This window comes from Streptomyces sp. NBC_01571 (genome assembly GCF_026339875.1).
GTDB lineage: Bacteria > Actinomycetota > Actinomycetes > Streptomycetales > Streptomycetaceae > Streptomyces.
The window spans coordinates 4,181,189-4,199,197 of the sequence record NZ_JAPEPZ010000001.1; the positions used below are offsets into that span (position 1 = coordinate 4,181,189).

Annotated in this window: 15 protein-coding genes and 1 tRNA gene; 5 read left to right on the top strand and 11 right to left on the bottom strand. The window is 71.1% G+C overall.

The window, feature by feature from the left end; translation table 11 throughout:
• Positions 1–11: 11 nt before the first annotated feature.
• The 6 genes from OHB41_RS18755 to OHB41_RS18780 form a co-directional block, all read right to left on the bottom strand.
• Positions 12–164: a hypothetical protein gene (locus tag OHB41_RS18755; protein ID WP_266699381.1), complete on the bottom strand. Its 153-nt coding sequence runs from the start codon at positions 162–164 to the stop codon at positions 12–14.
• A 417-nt stretch (positions 165–581) separates the two neighbouring features.
• Entirely contained in the window at positions 582–2,252 is a 1,671-nt protein-coding gene (locus tag OHB41_RS18760) for an AMP-binding protein (RefSeq protein ID WP_266699382.1), read from the bottom strand.
• 26 nt (positions 2,253–2,278) lie between these two features.
• Positions 2,279–2,827 carry a hypothetical protein gene (locus OHB41_RS18765; protein ID WP_526024935.1) on the bottom strand — a complete coding sequence of 183 codons (549 nt, stop codon included), beginning with the start codon at positions 2,825–2,827 and terminating at the stop codon, positions 2,279–2,281.
• Between the two features lie 78 nt (positions 2,828–2,905).
• A complete protein-coding gene (locus OHB41_RS18770; RefSeq protein WP_266699383.1) occupies positions 2,906–3,529 on the bottom strand; it encodes a lytic polysaccharide monooxygenase auxiliary activity family 9 protein in 624 nt (207 codons plus the stop codon).
• A 212-nt stretch (positions 3,530–3,741) separates the two neighbouring features.
• Positions 3,742–4,926 (bottom strand): SPFH domain-containing protein, encoded by a 1,185-nt coding sequence (locus tag OHB41_RS18775; protein ID WP_266699384.1) that lies wholly within the window; start codon positions 4,924–4,926, stop codon positions 3,742–3,744.
• A 155-nt stretch (positions 4,927–5,081) separates the two neighbouring features.
• The gene (locus OHB41_RS18780) at positions 5,082–6,491 is read right to left on the bottom strand and encodes a peptidoglycan-binding protein (RefSeq protein ID WP_266699385.1); all 1,410 of its coding nucleotides are present in this window, start codon (positions 6,489–6,491) and stop codon (positions 5,082–5,084) included.
• 182 nt (positions 6,492–6,673) lie between these two features.
• Here OHB41_RS18780 and OHB41_RS18785 point away from each other — a divergent pair.
• From OHB41_RS18785 to glxA, 3 genes are all read left to right on the top strand, one after another.
• Positions 6,674–6,747: transfer RNA gene (locus OHB41_RS18785), tRNA-Lys, on the top strand.
• Positions 6,748–7,149: 402 nt separating this feature from the next.
• Positions 7,150–9,102, top strand: coding sequence for a glycosyltransferase family 2 protein (locus OHB41_RS18790; protein ID WP_266699386.1), 1,953 nt, complete (start codon positions 7,150–7,152; stop codon positions 9,100–9,102).
• Positions 9,099–11,036 carry a radical copper oxidase GlxA gene (gene glxA / locus OHB41_RS18795; RefSeq protein WP_266699387.1) on the top strand — a complete coding sequence of 646 codons (1,938 nt, stop codon included), beginning with the start codon at positions 9,099–9,101 and terminating at the stop codon, positions 11,034–11,036. The genes OHB41_RS18790 and glxA overlap by 4 nt, the downstream gene beginning before the upstream one ends.
• Positions 11,037–11,253: 217 nt before the next feature.
• Here the strand turns inward: glxA and OHB41_RS18800 are convergent, their stop codons facing one another.
• Positions 11,254–12,105 (bottom strand): LysR family transcriptional regulator, encoded by an 852-nt coding sequence (locus OHB41_RS18800; RefSeq protein ID WP_266699388.1) that lies wholly within the window; start codon positions 12,103–12,105, stop codon positions 11,254–11,256.
• A 95-nt stretch (positions 12,106–12,200) separates the two neighbouring features.
• Between OHB41_RS18800 and OHB41_RS18805 the strand changes: the two genes are divergently transcribed.
• Positions 12,201–12,932, top strand: coding sequence for an SDR family oxidoreductase (locus OHB41_RS18805; RefSeq protein ID WP_266699389.1), 732 nt, complete (start codon positions 12,201–12,203; stop codon positions 12,930–12,932).
• Between the two features lie 361 nt (positions 12,933–13,293).
• Here OHB41_RS18805 and OHB41_RS18810 read toward each other — a convergent pair whose 3' ends face one another.
• On the bottom strand, positions 13,294–14,313 hold the full coding sequence (locus OHB41_RS18810; RefSeq protein ID WP_266705978.1) for a glycoside hydrolase family 6 protein: 1,020 nt from the start codon (positions 14,311–14,313) through the stop codon (positions 13,294–13,296).
• Between the two features lie 227 nt (positions 14,314–14,540).
• Here OHB41_RS18810 and OHB41_RS18815 point away from each other — a divergent pair, with 227 nt between their 5' ends.
• On the top strand, positions 14,541–15,353 hold the full coding sequence (locus OHB41_RS18815) for an ANTAR domain-containing protein (RefSeq protein ID WP_266699390.1): 813 nt from the start codon (positions 14,541–14,543) through the stop codon (positions 15,351–15,353).
• A gap of 362 nt (positions 15,354–15,715) precedes the next feature.
• Here OHB41_RS18815 and OHB41_RS18820 read toward each other — a convergent pair whose 3' ends face one another.
• The 3 genes from OHB41_RS18820 to OHB41_RS18830 form a co-directional block, all read right to left on the bottom strand.
• A complete protein-coding gene (locus OHB41_RS18820; protein WP_266699391.1) occupies positions 15,716–16,381 on the bottom strand; it encodes a class F sortase in 666 nt (221 codons plus the stop codon).
• Position 16,382: 1 nt separating this feature from the next.
• Entirely contained in the window at positions 16,383–17,012 is a 630-nt protein-coding gene (locus tag OHB41_RS18825) for a hypothetical protein (RefSeq protein WP_266699392.1), read from the bottom strand.
• A gap of 109 nt (positions 17,013–17,121) precedes the next feature.
• Entirely contained in the window at positions 17,122–17,901 is a 780-nt protein-coding gene (locus OHB41_RS18830) for an HAD-IIA family hydrolase (protein WP_266699393.1), read from the bottom strand.
• Positions 17,902–18,009 lie beyond the last annotated feature (108 nt).

Sequence of the window (18,009 nt, forward strand, 5' to 3'; positions counted from 1 at the left end):
CGCTCCCGGCGTCACCCGTCGAAGCCCCCGGCGGCGTCGCGACGGCCGGCACGCACACCGCTCGCCCCCTCCCCGCCCGCGCCGTGGACCGCGGCCGGCGCGGACGGCGCGGTCGTCGACCCGGTCGGCGGTCTCCCGCCCGGCACCCCGTTGGACAGGAGCATGACAATAACCTGACCGGGATCCGCCCGCGGCATCGCGCACGCCGGCCGTCACCGGAACCGCGCCGTGAGCCGACCGCAGCGTCCAAGCACCCCGAATGGCCCTAGCGGTCCGAACGGCCCGAACGGCCCCGGCCGTCCGGAGCGCCCGAAGCCCCCGAGTGTCGCGCGGACGGCCCGGCGCGCCCGCGCGGGGCGGTGCGGCGCCGACGGCCTCCACGACCCGGATCAGGTGACGCATGTTCCCTCATTCCTCGACGCGGCGCCGTCCTCGGCACGGGCGACACGGGTGTCCGGGTGCATCCTCCCCCTGTCGGGCGGCGGGGATTCCTCCGCCGCCCGAGACCTCCGCACGACCTCGGCCCGCCTCGCGGACAGACCGGTACACACCATCGGAACGAGGGGAAATCCGAGGTGACTTCAGCCCTGCGTCGTCGGCAGCAGGTCCTCGCGCCCCCGCGCCCGGTACTCGGCCAGCAGTCCCCGCACGTCCGCCGGTCCGAGCCGGCGGTAGGCCGGCTCGCCGGCAGGCCGCCACCACACCGGGTCGGTACAGCGAAAACCCGCGCGCCGCAGGACCGCACGGTGGATCTTGTTGGTGGCGGTGACCGGCATCCGCTCCACGATCCGTACGAAGCGGGGCGCCATCTTGGTCCCCAGGTCGGGCTGCGCGGCCAGGAACGCGGCGAAGGCGTGCGGGTCGAAGGGGACGTCGTCGCGCGGCGCCACCGTGGCCATCACCTGGTCCCCCGCCACCGGGTCCGGCACCGCGTACACCGCGACGGCCGCCGCGCCCCGGTACCGGGCGAGGATGTTCTCGATCATCGCGGCGGCGAGGTTCTCACTGTCGACGCGCAGCCGGTCGTCCGTGCGACCGGCGAAGTAGAGGTAGCCGCCGGTGTCGCGGTAGAAGAGGTCGCCCGTCCAGTACCAGCCGTCGCGCCGCCGGGCCCGGTCGGCGGCCGGATTGCGCCAGTAGCCCTCGAAGGGGTTGGCTCCGCGGTTCACCAGTTCCCCTATCGCCGCACTCCCGTTGAGCAGCCGGCCGTCCGGGCCGAAGACGGCCGCGGGGCATTCGGCGCGGGTCTCCGGGTCGATCACGGCCAGGTCGTCGCCGGGTGCCGCCCGCCCGATCGCGCCGGCCGGGGTACCGGGCGTGCGCTGGATGGCGGCCCCGCCCTCCGAGGACCCGTACCCCTCCACCAGCCGCACCCCGAAGCGCTCTTCGAAGGCGGCCGCGTCGACCGCGCCGGCCTCCGTCCCGAACCCCGTCCGCAAGGGGTTGTCCCGGTCGTCGGGACGGGCGGGCGTGGCCAGCAGGTACTGCACGGCACGGCCCACATAGGTGAAGTACGTGGCTCCGCAGGCCCGTACGTCCGGCAGGAAGCCCGACGCGGAGAAGCGGCGCCGGAGCGCGACGCGCGCGCCCGCCGCCAGTGCGGGCGCCCAGTCGGCGATCACCGCGTTGCCGTGGAACATCGGCATGCAGATGTAGTGCGTGTCCTCCGGGCGCACCCCGAAGTGGTCGGCCAGTGAGCGTCCGGCGGCGGCCAGCCGGCCCTGGGTGCAGATCGCGGCCTTGGGGGCGCCGGTCGAGCCGGAGGTGAAGTAGAGGAGGAGGCGGGCGTCCGGCGACACGGAGGGCGCCACGTCCGGCTTCGCGCCCTCGTACGGCGCGAGGAGTTCCTCGTAAGCCTCGGTGTCGGTGACCAGGACGCGTACGCCGGGCAGTTCGAGGCCGTCGAGGAGGGGCAGACGGGTCCGCTCGGTGACCAGGACACGGCATTCGGTGTGCAGGATGTCGCGGGCCAGTTCGGGGCCGCGCCGGGTCGGGTTGATCCCGGCGACGGCGGCACCGGAGAGGGCCGCCGCGCTCAGCCACAGAGGATATTCGGGGGTGTTGTCGAGCAGCACCCCGACGTGCGGTGCGGCGCCGGGCGGCAGCAGGTCGGCGAGGAGCGCCGCCCGCGCCGCCGCGTCCGCCGTCACCCGGTGGTTGCTGCGGTCCCGCCCCTCGAACCACAGCCCCGGCCGGTGGTCGCCCCACCGTCGCTGCACGAGTTCCGCGACGGTACCCCTCATGGACCCCATGGAGGCGAACGGTAATTGACGCTCCGTCAGAAGGGGAGCCCCGCGCCCTCGAACTCGTCCCCTCCGTTCCAGGCCGAGTCCCACATCGAGAAGAACTCGTGGACGCCCACCATGAAGCCGACGCAGACGAGGACGATCACCGTGCAGAAGACCAGGATGAAGACCGTGCCCGCCGCCAGCAGTCCCCGGCGCGGCGTGTAGGCCGTCGCCCTCTCCGGGCGATCGGCGATGTAGTGGACGGTGACGATGTCGCCCTCGATGATCGTCGCCGGGCCGTTCGGCTCCTCGAAGCGGATCGTACGGCCGTCGCGCGTCACGAACTCGTACACGTGGTGCAGCGTCGTGGACACGGAGGTGTCACCACCGCCGCCGCTGGTCGTCGTGAACGACCGCACACAGCGCGCCTCCGCGGTCAGCCCGCTGTTCCACGCCCGGCTCATGTCCAGCGACCGGCGGACCACCACGACCGCCATGAAGATCGCCCCGGCCATGATCACCGCCGGCGCGGCATAGAAGAAGACGTCCATGGCATTCCCCCGTTGTCCGTACAGCTCCACGCACGCCGTCATGGACATGTCGACGTGCGTGGAACCTACCCGTGGGGGGTGGACCGGCGCCTCAAGGGAGGCTCAGAACATCCGTGCTCGGTACGTTCAGAACGTGACGTCCGCGCACGAGTAGAACGCGTTCGCGGTGTCGGCGATCGTCCACACGCCGAGGATGACGTGGTGTCCGCTCAGACCGGTGGGCAGGGAGCCGGAGTGGGAGACGGTGGACGGCGGGCGCTGGCCGTTGTACGGGACCGTCAGGAACGGTGTGGTGTTCAGGTCGGCCCGGGTCAGCGCGTGGTTCTGGTTCCAGCCGGGCTTGGTGACGAAGTACTTGAAGTCGGTCGTGGCGTGCACGGCCGTGAACTGCCAGCGGAAGGTGTAGCTCTGGCCGCCGGTGACCTTGGTCGTGGGCCAGGCGCCGCCCGAGGGGGTCTTGGGCTGGTCGAGCTGGCCGAAGTTGGTGTGGTTCGCCGAGCAGATCCGGCCGTCCGCGGGGCCCGCCGCCGGGAAGCCCTTGGGCCCCTCGACGCTCTGGGGCTCCCACTGGATGTCACCGCAGTTGGCGACGCTGCCGCCACTGGCGCACATCTTCTGCCGGCTGAGGGGCTGGTCGGTGTAACCGTGGGCGCCGGCACTGCCGGTGGAGAGCACGAAGGTGCCCGCGGTGGCGAGGCCGACGACGGCCGCGTACCACTTGGCGTTGTTCCTGGTCGTCCGTATGCGCATGCTGCCGCTCCTGGAGGACGTGGGGGAGGTTCTCGTGAGCCGTGCGCGCGTTTTCAGGTCTAGACCAAGTCCCAGATTATTGCGGCTTCTTGAACATGTCCAGACCAATCACACACACGCCGGGCCTGTCGTCCGGACCAGGTGGCGCCGGAGCGCGGCGCCTCGTCAGCCGGGCCGGGCCCCGCGTCCCGCCACGATCCAGACGCCGGGGCCTATGGCGAGCCCTCCCTGCGGCCGGTGCAGAACGCCACCGTCAGATCCTTCACCAGCGCCTTGCGTTCGTAGTCGTCGAGTTCGACCAGACCGCGCAGGGTCAGCCGGGTCACCGTGTCCTCGACCGAGTCGACGACGGAGTCGAGCACGGAGTCGCGGTGCTGGGCGTCCAGGGCCGCGATCCGGTGACGCTGTATCACGGCGGCGATCTCGGGCGCGTACTCGATCCGGCTCGGCTGCGCCGAGAACACCTCCAGACCGACCGGCGCCGCGTCCTCGGCCACCAGCCCGGTCAGCGCCTCGCCGACGGCGTCGGAGTTGCGCAGGGTCACGTCCTTGACCACCGAGGGCGGCAGGTCCGCCGGCAGCCGCGTGAGCACCCGCGACAGCGCCGCCTCCACGCACTCGCGCAGATACGTCTCATGGTCCTCGACCCCGAGCACGGCCCGCGCGGTGTCCTTGATCCGCCACACGACGAGCACCACCACCCGCAGCGCAACCCCGTTCGCGTCGACCACGGACATCGGCTCGCTGCGCCAGTGCCGCAGCCGTACGTCGGCCCGGCGCCGGATCACCAGCGGGTTGATCCACATCAGGCCGGTGCGCCGGACCGTGCCGCGGTAGCCCCCGAAGAGACCGAGCACCCAGGCCCGGCCGGTCCGGCCGCGGGCCAGGCCGCCGAAACCGAACAGGCCGAGCGCGCCCGCTCCGGCGTAGGCGCCCAACTGCGCGGGCCCGAGCCCTGCGCCCGCGTGCCCGGGCAGCCCCAACGCCTGCCCCGCGGCCGACGGCAGCGTCCCCGCCCACCAGGTGGTGAGGACACATCCGGCCACCCCACAGGCCCCGGCCAGCACACCCAACACCGCCGGCAGCACCCGCGCGGGCCGCTCCACCAGAGCGGGATCGACCTCCGGCACCGGGCGCGCGGGCCGGCCCGACGCGCCCCGGCGGACCCGTGCCGGTTCGCGCTCCCCGTTTCTCACCTGCGCCCGCAGGGGGACGGTGAGGTCCGGCTGCCGCTCCACGACGGGGGGCGCGAGCGGCACCGGCTCGGTCTCGTCCCGGAAGAGCAGGTGGACGGGGATCTCGGTGGTCGCCTCGTTGTGGATGAGCCGGGCGGACCGGACGGCACCGCTCTCCGGGGCCTCGTCGGGCTCCGGGGTGGGTGAAGTGGTCGAAGTCATTCCTGCCTCCATGCCTGCGCGCGTGGAAGTGCGATCACGGACCGCGTCGGGAGCGTGGGCCGTGCGGCCCCGTCAGGAACCCCCGTGACGACTCGGGGACCTGCGCCGCGCCCGGGTTCCGTGCGCCCGGGTTCCGTGCCGAATCGGGGACCAGGTCACGAGAAGACCCGCCGCCAGGTCTCCGCACCCGGATAGCCGTCGGCCGCGCCGCCCCGCCAGCCCTGCGTCCGCTGGAAGGCCTCGACGGCGCGCCGGTCCGACTCGCCCCAGTCCGGCCCGGGCCCGCTCGTGTAGTAGGCGCCGAAACCCTTCTTTACCAGCTGCTTTCCGAGCAGGGTGATGTACGCGTTGTGTGCGCCCGGCCGGAACATCCCGCGCCCGGGAAAGCCGGGAACGGCAGCGGACGGCGCCCTGTTGGCCCCCGCGGTGCTCACCGCCGTGCCCACCGCGGTACCCGCCGCCGTACCCGCCGCCGTGCCCACCGCGGTACCCGCCGCCGTACCCGCCGCCGTGCCCACCGCCGTGCCCGCCGCGGGTGGAATGTCCCTGCCCTTCCCCTCAACCAGGTACGACCAGGTCCGCGGCCCCGGCAGCCCGTCCGCGCCGGCCCCCTTCCACCCCTGGGCGAGCTGGAACGCCTGGGTGGCCCGCCGGTCCGCGTTCGACCAGCGCGGCCCCGGCCCCGAGGTGTAGAAGCGGCGCCCGCCCCGCTCCACGAGGAGCCGGCCCAGCTGGGTGACGTACGCGTTGTTCGTACCGGGGCCGAAGGCGGACGCGCCCGGGTAGGGCATGGCCTTGGTACCCGGTACCGAGGGCTGCGCGCCGCTCGCGCCGTCGGCCAGCCCCTTGTGACGGTAGGGCAGATAGTGGGTCGAGTTGCTCCAGTACGCGTACGGCGTGGACTGCCGGCGGGTGTGCGGGCGGGTCTGTTCGTAGGCGATGTAATACGTGTGCGTGTAGTCCGTCCAGCCGCCGAAAAGGACGACGTGCGAACCGTTCTGGGGATCCGCCGGATTGTGGAAGAGAAGAATGTCGCCGGGTTGCAGCTGATCGCGGGAAATGCGTACGCCGTACGCGCCGAGACTGCCCGTCCATTCGTTTCCCGGCAGATTCCAGGCCATCGAGACGTATCCCGAGCAGTCCTGCCGGTATCCGTCCGACCAGTACGTGCTCATGCTGTACGGCACCTGCGCGGTGATCCACTTCTTGGCCCGGTTGATGATCGCCGCGCGGGTGGTGGCGGGCACCTCGACCCCGGCCCCCGGCTTCGCGGGACTGCCGGCCGACCCGTGCAGCGGGGCCTCGCCACCCTGCGGCGTGTCGGGCTCGTCACCTGCGGGATCGCCCGGCCGAGCAGGTCCGTGCGCGGCGGCGGCGACAGGCACCGACGGGACCGCGACAAGGACCGCTCCCGCCGCCGCGGCGATCGCCAAGGCCCTGTGCGCCGCCGGGCGGCCGACCGGGCCCGGGAGGGCGGAAGAGGCCGGGAAACGCCGCCTGCGCACGCATCCGGGGCAATCGCAGTCACTCGCGGGATCGAATTCCTCGAAGACCGGAGTCTCCATGCGTCGCCCCTCACCCTCCAGATAGAAATCTCCGCTTTTCTGCACAGTCGTCAGTTTCTCAACTGTCATCCGGTGTCGCATGTTGACGGTCCGAATGATGTACGGGGCCGGCCATGGGCGGCCGGGGCCGCACCGCGGTCGGGAGCACCCGTTCGGATCGGGTAGAGTTCTCGGGTCAGCAGGCGCCGCTAGCTCAGTTGGTTAGAGCAGCTGACTCTTAATCAGCGGGTCCGGGGTTCGAGTCCCTGGCGGCGCACCGACAGAAGGGCCCCTCGCCACAGGCGAGGGGCCCTTCGTCGTACGAAGACATCCCATCTTCGCACAGACGTCCCAATTAGAGCGTATGACCGGTTAACAGCGCGTTTCGCACCTTGCGATCATGACGAGCGCCGTAGAACCCTGGGCGCCAAGGGACTGTCGGCACACGGCAGTTGGGGGCTTGGCCGGTTGCGTCCGTGGGGGGTTGGGGGCCCCGTTCACGAACGGGTGTCGAGGGGGCACCGTGCAACCGGATGGTCGCGTTTCCGCGCTCTTCATGCGTGTGGATGAAGGGCTGACGCCGCCTGCCAGCATGCGTCCGTGACGGTCTAGGGGGATCCGAGCGGGCGACAAGAACCGACGAACACGCACCCGACCGTGCGTGTGGGGGGAATGACTCATGACGTCGACGCCGACAGGCGCCCGACAGGACTTCGACGCATCCGAGACGACCCGGCTCCGGGTGCCGTCGCAACGGACCGGTGGCCTCGACAGGATCAAGAAGACCCTGCCGAGATACGACTACGAGCACTACAGCAGGCTCGCGGGGCCCCTCACACGGCCCGATCCGAGCAAGCCGTACAAGGTGCGGTACCGCTCCCTGCTGTCCCAGGAGCCGCACCGCGTACGGGCCGCCCTCATGCTGGGCGCGGCGCCGCTGCTCTCACTGGTCCTGCTCGGCTGGCTGCTCCAGCCGGAACACTGGACCGAACGCGACTACCCGGCCCACGACTTCCTGCCGGTGCTCGACATCGTGATGCTCGTCTCGATCGGCCTGATCGAGTTCTTCCGCTGCATGAACGTGCTCTCGAACGCACACGCGACCCTGGTCGCCCGCGATCCGATCCCGGTGGTGCCCGAGACCGGCACCAGAGTCGCCTTCCTCACCTCCTTCGTGCCCGGCAAGGAGCCGCTCGCGATGGTGACCAGGACCCTGGAGGCCGCCGTCAGGCTGCGCCACCGGGGCCTTCTGCACGTCTGGCTCCTCGACGAGGGCGACGATCCCGAGGTCAAGGAGGTCTGCGAGCGCCTCGGCGTGCACCACTTCTCCCGCAAGGGTGTCGCGCAGTGGAATCAGGCCAAGGGGCCGCACCGCGCCAGGACCAAGCACGGCAACTACAACGCCTGGCTGGAGGCGCACGGCGACGCGTACGACTTCTTCGCCTCCGTCGACACCGACCACGTGCCGCTGCCGAACTACCTGGAGCGGATGCTCGGCTTCTTCCGCGACCCGGACATCGGTTTCGTGATCGGCCCGCAGGTGTACGGCAACTACGACAATCCCATCACCAAGGCCGCCGAGTCCCAGCAGTTCCTCTTCCACGCGCTGATCCAGCGGGCCGGCAACCGGTACGGCGCGCCGATGTTCGTGGGCACCTCCAACGCCGTACGCATCAGGGCGCTGCAGCAGATCGGCGGCCTGTACGACTCGATCACCGAGGACATGGCGACCGGCTTCGAGATGCACCGCCACCGGAATCCGGTCACGGGGCGCAAGTGGCGCTCGGTCTACACCCCGGACGTGCTCGCGGTCGGCGAGGGCCCGAACGCCTGGACGGACTTCTTCACCCAGCAGCTGCGCTGGTCGCGGGGCACGTACGAGACGATCGTGAAGCAGTACTGGAAGGGCTTCTTCTCGCTGCCGCCGAGCAAGCTCTTCAACTACACGATGATGATCATCTTCTACCCGATGTCGGCCCTCAACTGGATCCTGGCGGCGCTGAGTTGCGCGCTGTTCCTGGGCCTGGGCGCTTCGGGCGTGAACATCGACCCGACGGTCTGGCTGATGCTGTACGGCAACGCCTCCGCGCTGCAGATCGGCCTGTACGTGTGGAACCGCCGGCACAACGTCTCCCCGCACGAACCCGAGGGCTCCGGCGGGGTCGCGGGCATGATCATGTCGGCGCTCTCCGCGCCGATCTACGCCCGCTCGCTGATGGACGCCGTGCTGCGCCGCAAGAGCAGGTTCGTGGTGACCCCCAAGGGGGATTCGGCGAGCCCGGACACGCTGTTCGGGACCTTCCGGATCCACCTGTTCTTCGTTCTGGTCTTCGCCGGCTCGATCGTCGCCGGACTTCTGCTCGGGCACGCCCACCCAGCGATGATCACCTGGGCCTGCTTCGCCCTGCTGATCACGGCCTCGCCGATCCTCGCCTGGCAGTGGAGTCTGCGCCGGGCCGGGAGAAAGCCCCCGGTCCCGCCCGAGAAGACCGCTCCCCAGCCCGCGCGCTCCTCCGCGCCCCAGCAGGAGCGGCACACCCCGCACGCGCCGCAGTACGAGCCCGGCCGGGCGGCGGCGCAGGGCGGCGCCGAACAGACCCTGCGGATGTCGCTCGGAGGGCATGAGAAATGAGAGACGGTGCCCGTCGCCGCCGCGCTCGTCGTCTTGCGATGGGCGGGGCGGTGGTGCTCGCCCTGGCCGGGATGAACGGACCGTGGGTCTACCGCTTCAGCACGGAGAGGTACCACCAGTACACGATCGACAAGCCCGAGTACAAAGCCGAGAACGGCCACTGGGACGTCGTCCGGTTCCCCGAGGGGTACCGCCTGAACACCATCCACGCGGCCCTGCTGCACACCGGCAAGGTCCTGCTGGTCGCGGGCTCGGGCAACAACCAGGACAACTTCGACGCGAAGAAGTTCGACACGCGGCTCTGGGATCCGGTCAAGGGGACCGTCAGGACGATCCCGACACCGGCCGACCTGTTCTGCACGGGCCACACCCAGCTCGCCGGCGGCAATCTGCTGATCGCCGGCGGCACCAAGCGCTACGAGACGCTGAAGGGCGACGTCACCAAGGCCGGCGGCCTGATGGTCGTCCACAACGAGAACCCCGACAAGCCGGTCACGCTGCCCGCGGGCACCAGGTTCACCGGCAAGGAGAACGGCAGGACGTTCGTCTCCAAGGACCCGGTGCTCGTCCCGCGCGCGAAGAAGGTCTTCGCCAGGGCGACCGGCGCGTTCCTGCGCAACGACCCGGGCCTGGGCCGTATCTACGTCGAGGCGCGGAGGAGCGGCCGGAAGTACGAGACGGGCACCCAGGACAACTACCGGGTCCAGGGCCTGACGGGGCCGGACGCGCGCAACACGTACGGCATAGCCCAGAAACTCGCCCTGGACAAGAAGGACTTCCAGGGCATCAGGGACGCGTTCGAGTTCGATCCGGTCGCCGAGCGGTACATCAAGGTCGATCCGATGAACGAGGCCCGCTGGTACCCGACGCTGACGACCATGAGCGACGGCAAAATCCTCAGCCTCTCCGGCCTGGACGAGATCGGCCAGCTGGTCCCGGGCAAGAACGAGGTCTTCGACCCGGAGACCAGGAAGTGGACGTACACCAAGGGCATCCGCCAGTTCCCGACCTATCCGGCGATCAGCCTGATGCAGAACGGCAAGATGTTCTACTCGGGCTCGAACGCGGGCTACGGACCGGACGACGTGGGCCGCGACCCCGGCATCTGGGACGTGGCGAAGAACAGGTTCACCCCGCTGCCCGGCCTGAGCGATCCCACCAGGATGGAGACGTCCGGCACGGTGCTGCTGCCGCCCGCGCAGGACGAGAAGTACCTGGTGATCGGCGGCGGCGGAGTCGGCGAGTCCAGGCTCTCCAGCAAGAAGACCCGGCTCATCGACCTCAAGGACAGGAACCCGAGGTTCGTGGACGGCCCCGAGCTGGAGAAGGGCACCCGCTATCCGCAGTCCTCGATCCTGCCCGACGACACCGTGCTGGTGTCCGGCGGTTCCGAGGACTACCGCGGGCGCGGCGCCTCCGACATCCTCCAGGCACGCATCTACGACCCCCGTGCCAACACCTTCGACCGGGTCGCCGACCCCCTGGTGGGCCGCAACTACCACTCGGGGTCGATCCTGCTGCCCGACGGCCGCGTGATGTTCTTCGGCTCCAACCCGCTCTACGCGGACAAGGCCAATACCAAGCCCGCCACGTTCGAGCAGCGCATAGAGATCTACACGCCGCCGTATCTCTACCGCGACTCCCGGCCCGGCCTGGCCGGCGGCCCGAAGACCGTCGCACGCGGCGCCTCGGCGGCCTTCACCTCGGCGCACGCCTCGTCCATCAGGACGGCCCGCCTGATCCGGCCGAGCGCGTCCACCCATGTCACCGACGTCGACCAGCGCTCCATCGCGCTGGACTTCAGGAAGACGGCGAAGGGGATCACGGTGACCGTGCCGAAGAACCGGAACCTGGTGGAGTCCGGCTGGTACATGCTGTTCGTGACGGACGACCAGGGGACGCCGTCCAAGGCCCAGTGGATCAGGGTTCCCTGACCCCCCGGAACCTGCCCGCGTGACAGGGGGCGCCCTCCGCTCGACGGCGGAGGGCGCCCCCGGTCACGTACCTGCCGCTAGCTGAATGATGCGAAGGCGTGGGCGGTCGAGATGGATGTCACCTGGTCGCTCGGACTGACACCAGCCGCGTGCACCCACCGCGATCTGCCGCCTGAGCCGGGCCACGCCGGGTGGCGCCTGGCCGGGCGTGCGGGAGCTACTGGAGACGGTTCGCAGTCCGGATGAGGTCGGCGACGGCTCTGGACCGGCTGTGCGGTGGCCAGGCGATCACGGTGGTGACTGTCGGCGCGTCCAGCACGGGCACGGCGGCGAGGTCCCCGTGCAGTTGGGCTCGGCACGACTCCGGTGAGACCGCACAGGCACGGCCGAGCGCGACGAGCTGCAACAACTGCGCATGGTCGCGGACCTGCGGGCCGGGGCCGGGCGGGTAGGTGCCGTCGGGGTCGGGCCAGCGCGGGAGGGGCAGGCCCGGCAGCCCGGTGATGTCGGCCATGCGCACATGAGCACGGGCGGTGAGCGGATGCCCGGCCGGCAGGACCACAACCTGACTCTCCGTGCTCAGCTCTTCGGTGTGGAATCCGGCCGTCGAGTCGAACGGCCGGTGCAGCAGCGCCACGTCGGCCCGGCCCTCGCGCAGGAACCGTTCCTGTTCGGCCGGACCGCACAGGATGACGTCGACGGGGACCGCGCCGGGTTCGGCGGCATACGCGTCGAGCAGTCTCGCCAGCAGTTCCCTGGACGCGCTGGCCTTCGTGACCAGGACCAGGCCGGGGCGGCCGGTCACGGAAAAGGCGGCGCGCCGGGTCCGGCGCTCGGCGGCCTCGACCGCGTCGAGAGCCGCCCGGCCCTCGACCAACAGCACCGAGCCGGCCTCGGTCAGCGTGACAGTGCGACTGGTCCTGTCCAACAGCACTGCCCCGAGCCGGCGTTCGAGCCGCTGGATCGCCCGTGACAACGGTGGCTGCGCGATCCCGAGCCGCTGCGCGGCACGCCCGAAGTGCAGCTCTTCAGCGACAGCGACGAAATACCGCAGTTCCCGGGTCTCCATCCGGCCACGCTATCCCGGATCAATACCCTGACGGTATCGTTGCGCACCCGATCGGTCTTGGACGCCCGCCGAGGTCCGAAGGCAGCATCGTCCCTATGACTGAACGGACGATCGCGCTGGTCACCGGCGCGAACAAGGGAATCGGCTACGAGATCGCCGCAGGCCTGGGCACCCTCGGCTGGAGCGTCGGCGTCGGCGCCCGCGACGACCAGCGCCGAAGCGCCGCGGTGGAGAAACTGCGCGCCGCCGGCATCGACGCGTTCGCCGTACCGCTGGACGTGACCGACGACGCGAGCGCGAGCGCCGCCGCACGGCTGATCGACGAACAGGCCGGACGCCTCGACGTGCTCGTCAACAATGCCGCCATCACAGGCGACGTACCACAGGAGCCCACCCGGATCGACCCCGCCACCATCCACACGGTCGTGGACACCAACGTGATCGGCGTCATCCGCGTCACCAACGCGATGCTGCCGCTGCTGCGCCGCTCCGCCGCACCACGGATCGTGAACATGTCCAGCAGCGTCGGCTCCCTCACCCGGCAGTCAGGACCCGCCGCCGAGCAGACGACAGGTCCGGTGTCCGCGGCGTACGCGCCGTCGAAGACGTTCCTGAACGCCGTCACCCTCCAATACGCCCGGGAGCTGAGCGGCACGAACATCCTGATCAACACCGGCTGCCCCGGCTACGTCGCCACCGATCTCAACGGCTTCCGCGGCGTGCGCACCCCCGAACAGGGCGCGGCGATCGCCATCAGACTCGCGACCCTGCCCGACGACGGCCCCACCGGACAGTTCTTCGACGACGCCGGCGTAGTGCCCTGGTGATGTGCACGGCGGCCGTCACCCGCCAGGCTGACGCCGCTGCGCCCATGCATCTCAAACAGATCTGTGGTGGCGTCCCTGCCAACGTTCGGGTGCCCGGGGGCAACGCCCAGCACCGCTACCGGCTCCCACCATCGTGACCCGGGGATCCGAATCGCAAGACCTCACTGCTGTTCACCAATCCTCCGACCTGCCGAATCTCCATGCGCTCGGTGACAACCGGGCCGAAAACACCAGTGCGATCCGGCACAACGACCACACCGGCCAGCCCGTCATGCGCTCGCTGACCGCCTGTGGCCACAAACCCCTCGCATCACTCATCTAGGCGCAGGCCTTCACTCGGAGGCCTTCACTCTCAGGGCCTTCACTCGGAGGCCTGCGCCAGCTCGAGCGCGTACTCGGGCCACCAGTCGCCCGCCTTCGGACCGCCCTTGCAGGTGCCGTCCGACTCGCCGGGCCGCTTCACCCACAGATAGGCGTCGACGAGCGGATCGGCGGTCTTCGTCGTCGGGCTCTCGCCCAGCGCGCGTCCCGGCGGATTGCACCAGTTCTCGTCGGCCTCGCCCGCCGTGTACGGCCCGTTGCCGTTGCGGCTGGTGTCGATGACGAAGTGCTTGCCGCCGACCTTCGCGGACAACCGCTTGCCGTACGCGACGGAGTCCCGGGTCGAGTAGAAGTTGGAGACGTTCACCGCGAAGCCGTCGGCCAGGGCGACGCCCGCCCGTTCGAGCGGCTGGAAGATCTGGTCGGGGTGGCCCCAGCCCGCGTTGCCCGCGTCCAGGTACACCTTCGTGTTCTTCAGGGACTTGAGCCTGGTGACGGCCTCCTTCAGAAGGAAGTAGCGCTCCTCCTGCCACCGCGCCGGAGTGCACCGGTCGACCAGGTGCAGGACCGCGTCCGGCTCCAGGACCACCGTGGCGGGCCCGTCGCCGATACCCCGGGCGACCCCGTCGATCCAGGTCCGGTAGGTGTCACCGTCGGCGGCGCCGCCCTGCGAGAACTGGCCGCAGTCGCGGTGCGGAATGTTGTAGAGGACCAGTACGGCGGCCCGGCCGGCCCGCCGGGCGGCCTGCGTGAAGCCGCGCGCCTCCCGCTCCGGGTTCTCCGGCCCGATCCACTCACCGGTCGGCCGCTCCGCTATCTTGCGGATCTGCTCCGCGTCCTCCTTCCTGCCCGCCTTGGCGTACGCGGCGACCTGCTGGGCCGCTCTGCCCGCCGGGTTGACCCAGAACGGGTCGGAGTTCCTGGGCTGTTGGGTGATCCCGGATCCCGCACCGTCGCTCTCGTCCCCGCCGCCCCCCGCGGACGAACACCCCGCCAACAGCAGGACCGCCCCCATCACCGCCATGGACGCCCGTGCCCCGGCCTCCTTGCCGCCGTACATGCAACTCCCCCTCGGATGCGCCGCATTGAGGGTCAATCGTGACATAGGCGTCTCCTCGCCCACGAGATCGCCCGAGCCCTGTCGGAGAGCTGTTACAGGCCCGGGCGCACTGGGTAGGCGCCGCTGAACGGCGACCCGGCACAGCGGGACGACACCGACGGAGACGACAGGGGGACACGGGGACAAGGGGGACAGGGGGGGACGACAACGGAATCGGGGTACGGGAGATGCATCCGAGCACCCGGGAGACACGGCTCGCGGCGGCACTGATGGAAGCCGCGGACACCCTCTCCGACAGCTTCGACACCGCGCACTATCTGCAGCGCCTGTCCGACCACTGCGTGGAGATCGTCGGCGCGCACTCCGCCGGGATCATGCTGGTCGCGGGCGCCGAGAGGGTCTCGTTCGTGGGCAGCAGCCGCCGCCAGGACATCGCGCTGGACCTGCTGACCGTCCAGGCGGCCCCGGACCGCCGCGGCCCCTGCCTGGACAGTTACGGCACCGGCAGGCCCGTGCCACACGCCCCGATCGGCGCCGCCCGGACCGCCGCCCGCTGGCCCGACTTCACCCGGCGCGCGCTGCGCCACGGCATCGCCGCGACCTTCGCGGTCCCGCTGCGCCGCCGCGAGACCCTGTTCGGCGCGCTCAACGTGTTCGTACCCCCGCCGTCCGGTCCCCCGGAGCCGCCCGGTCCGAGGGAGCCCCGCGGCCGACCGGAGCCGCTCGGCGACGAGGAGAGCGTGCGGCTGGCGCAGCTGCTCGCCGAGGCGGCGGCCGCCGGACTGCACAACCAGCGGCTGCACGCCGAGTACCGCACGCTGGCGGGGCAGTTGCAGTCGGCGCTCTCCCGCAGCGTCCGTGTCGAGCAGGCGAAGGGCATACTCGCCGAGCGCTGGAACACGGGTGTGGACCAGGCCTTCCCGGCGCTGCGCCGGTACGCGCGCCGCCACCGGATACCGCTCGACGAGGTCGCGGCGCGGGTCGTGGCGGGCTCGTTGGACCGGGACGGCCTGGACGACGAACGGCCCCGTCCCGTATGAGGCGTTCGCCGACCGCCCCCCTCAGCGGCCGTCACCTGGGCGGATCACACAGCGCCACCAGGTGCCGACCGACGTCCGACAGCCTCTAGGCCGCAACGCTCATCCGCTCTAGAGTTGCCTCGAACGCCCCCGGCCCCCGGCCGTTCGCGCCATACCGGTCCTCCGGATCACCGGGCTCCTCCCCGTGGTTCGCGATGTCCGGAATGGTCTCGGAACCTCCCGCGCCGTCGCCGGGTTACTCCCGCAGCCCGTGCGCGCGCGGTCGAGGACCAGTCCGGTCGGCGGCCCCGGGGGGAGCGGGCCGCCGGCCGGGCCAGGTGCGCGGGACCCCTGGGGCTCCGCGTACGGGGGCCGCCTCGGATTCAGAAGCCCTTTCCGGTGAGGTACGCGGACACGACCACGTTCGCGGTGTACGTACGGCGGGTCCGGTCGAAGGTGCCGCCGCAGGTGACGAGCCGCAGCTCGGCCCGTCCCGACTGCCGTGGCCCGTAGGCCTGTTGCGCGTCGAAGTGATCGCGCGGGAAGACCGCGACGTCGTCCACGGTGAACTCGGCGACGGTCCCGTCGTCGCGCATCACCCGGACCGTCTGGCCCGGCCGCATAGCGCTGAGCTTGTAGAAGACCGCGGGCCGGGTCTCGGTGTCGACGTGCCCCACGAACAGCGCGGTCCCGGCCGACCCCGGCTGCACTCCGGCGGAGTACCAGCCGACCACGCCCGGCTGCTCGTAGGGCGGCGGATCGATGGCGCCCTGGGTGTCGAGCCCGCGAGCCACGACCGGTGCCCGCACCCCCATGGACGGAATGTCGACGCGCTGTGGCCGTGCCCTGCCGAGCGGCTTCAGCGGGGGAGGCATCCGGACCTCCGGCGGCCGTCCCACCGCCGCGATGTCCCCGGTGGTCGGCGCCGACATCCCCAGCCGGACGTCGGTCACCTCCCGGCCCCACATCCACAGTCCGAGCAGCAGTAGTACCCAGGCGACACCCGTCAGCAGCCGCCCCGCACCCGAGGAACGCTCCCTGTCCGGCATGTCACTCGGAGGTGTCTCGGCCACGGCTGGCGCTGCGCAGCGCCACGGCCACCGCGGCGACGCCCGCGAGGACGAGACCGATCACCGCCTGCCGGGTCCCGGGACCGGTCTCCCGCGCGTCCACGGCCACCGTGTGGGTGCCGCTTCCGTCGGCGTGCGCGGTGCCGCCGCCACCCGCGTGCACCGGGGCGACGGGCGAGGCGGGGGCCGGGAGCGACTGCGTGGCGGAGAGCGTGGAGAGCGGCTCCGCCTGCCCGGTGACCGTCAAGGTGCCTTTGACCTGCCGCTGGCCCTGACCGCCCTCGCAGCCGACCGTGACGTCGTAGGTGCCTGGCGACAGCGAGGTGCGGACCCGGGTCTCGCCGGTGAGCACCCCGCCGGAACCGGTGAGCCGCGCGTCCGAGACGAACGCGGCGGACGCGGCGGTGCCCGTGCTTCCCGCGCAGCCCTGCGCCCGCAGCCGGATGTCACTGCCGGCCGCGGGGGCCGCGGGGGTCACCGAGACGGCCGCCGCGTCACTTCGGGGAGCGGTCGCGTACGCGGCGGGGGCCGACGCGGCCACGTACACGGTCGGAGTCAGCGCGGCCGCGACCACCGCACTCGCACAGAGAGTGAGTTTCCTTGAACCCATCGTGAACCTCCAGATATCTGGAGACTCCCCCCGCGGGCCGCCCGGCGCATCCGCTGACGCCCGCGACTGCTCCGGACGGGTTACGAATGGTTTAGGGGTGTCGTCCCCCTCAGATCCGGTCGACGAGGTCCGCGATCGAGTCGACGACCCTGGAGGGCCGGAACGGGTACTTCTCGATCTCGTCCCGCGTGGTGAGACCGGTCAGGACCAGGTAGGTCTCCATCCCCGCCTCCAGTCCGGCCAGCACGTCGGTGTCCATGCGGTCGCCGATCATCGCGCTGGTCTCGGAGTGTGCCCCGATGGCGTTCAGGCCCGTCCGCATCATCAGCGGGTTCGGCTTGCCCGCGAAGTACGGCTGTTTTCCGGTCGCCTTGGTGATCAGCGCGGCGACGGCACCGGTCGCGGGCAGCGGGCCCTCGGTGGACGGGCCGGTCTCGTCGGGGTTGGTCGCGATGAACCGGGCGCCGCCCCTGATCAGCCGGACCGCCTGGGTCATGGCCTCGAAGGAGTAGGTGCGGGTCTCACCGAGGACCACGTAGTCCGGCTCGTGGTCGGTCAGGACGTACCCGATGTCGTGCAGCGCGGTGGTCAGACCCGCCTCGCCGATGACGTAGGCGGTGCCGCCGGGGCGCTGGGCGTCCAGGAACTTGGCGGTGGCGAGGGCGGAGGTCCAGATGTTCTCCACCGGGACGTCCAGACCCATGCGGCGGAGCCGGGCGTGCAGGTCACGGGCGGTGTAGATGGAGTTGTTCGTGAGCACCAGGAACGGCTTCCCGGACTCCCGCAGCCTTTTGATGAAGGCGTCGGCGCCGGGGATCGGCACACCCTCGTGGATGAGCACACCGTCCATGTCGGTGAGCCACGACTCGATGGGCTTGCGCTCTGACATCTGCTGGATCTCCTGCCGTCCTGGCGTTCGTACGCACTGGATCCGGGGGCGCCGGAACGACGCTGTGCCGACGCCCCCCAGCCTAGTCAGGGCCGTACGATCCCGACC

What these genes read in the sequence shown, in the direction of transcription:
- OHB41_RS18755 (WP_266699381.1), bottom strand. Translation starts at nt 164, where the DNA reads ATGCTCCTGTCCAACGGGGTGCCGGGCGGGAGACCGCCGACCGGGTCG.
- OHB41_RS18770 (WP_266699383.1), bottom strand. Translation starts at nt 3,529, where the DNA reads ATGCGCATACGGACGACCAGGAACAACGCCAAGTGGTACGCGGCCGTC.
- OHB41_RS18830 (WP_266699393.1), bottom strand. Translation starts at nt 17,901, where the DNA reads ATGTCAGAGCGCAAGCCCATCGAGTCGTGGCTCACCGACATGGACGGT.
- OHB41_RS18815 (WP_266699390.1), top strand. Translation starts at nt 14,541, where the DNA reads ATGCATCCGAGCACCCGGGAGACACGGCTCGCGGCGGCACTGATGGAA.
- OHB41_RS18765 (WP_526024935.1), bottom strand. Translation starts at nt 2,827, where the DNA reads ATGTCCATGACGGCGTGCGTGGAGCTGTACGGACAACGGGGGAATGCC.
- OHB41_RS18805 (WP_266699389.1), top strand. Translation starts at nt 12,201, where the DNA reads ATGACTGAACGGACGATCGCGCTGGTCACCGGCGCGAACAAGGGAATC.
- OHB41_RS18790 (WP_266699386.1), top strand. Translation starts at nt 7,150, where the DNA reads ATGACGTCGACGCCGACAGGCGCCCGACAGGACTTCGACGCATCCGAG.
- OHB41_RS18760 (WP_266699382.1), bottom strand. Translation starts at nt 2,252, where the DNA reads ATGGGGTCCATGAGGGGTACCGTCGCGGAACTCGTGCAGCGACGGTGG.
- OHB41_RS18800 (WP_266699388.1), bottom strand. Translation starts at nt 12,105, where the DNA reads ATGGAGACCCGGGAACTGCGGTATTTCGTCGCTGTCGCTGAAGAGCTG.
- OHB41_RS18775 (WP_266699384.1), bottom strand. Translation starts at nt 4,926, where the DNA reads ATGACTTCGACCACTTCACCCACCCCGGAGCCCGACGAGGCCCCGGAG.
- glxA (WP_266699387.1), top strand. Translation starts at nt 9,099, where the DNA reads ATGAGAGACGGTGCCCGTCGCCGCCGCGCTCGTCGTCTTGCGATGGGC.
- OHB41_RS18780 (WP_266699385.1), bottom strand. Translation starts at nt 6,491, where the DNA reads ATGGAGACTCCGGTCTTCGAGGAATTCGATCCCGCGAGTGACTGCGAT.
- OHB41_RS18820 (WP_266699391.1), bottom strand. Translation starts at nt 16,381, where the DNA reads ATGCCGGACAGGGAGCGTTCCTCGGGTGCGGGGCGGCTGCTGACGGGT.
- OHB41_RS18810 (WP_266705978.1), bottom strand. Translation starts at nt 14,313, where the DNA reads ATGTACGGCGGCAAGGAGGCCGGGGCACGGGCGTCCATGGCGGTGATG.
- OHB41_RS18825 (WP_266699392.1), bottom strand. Translation starts at nt 17,012, where the DNA reads ATGGGTTCAAGGAAACTCACTCTCTGTGCGAGTGCGGTGGTCGCGGCC.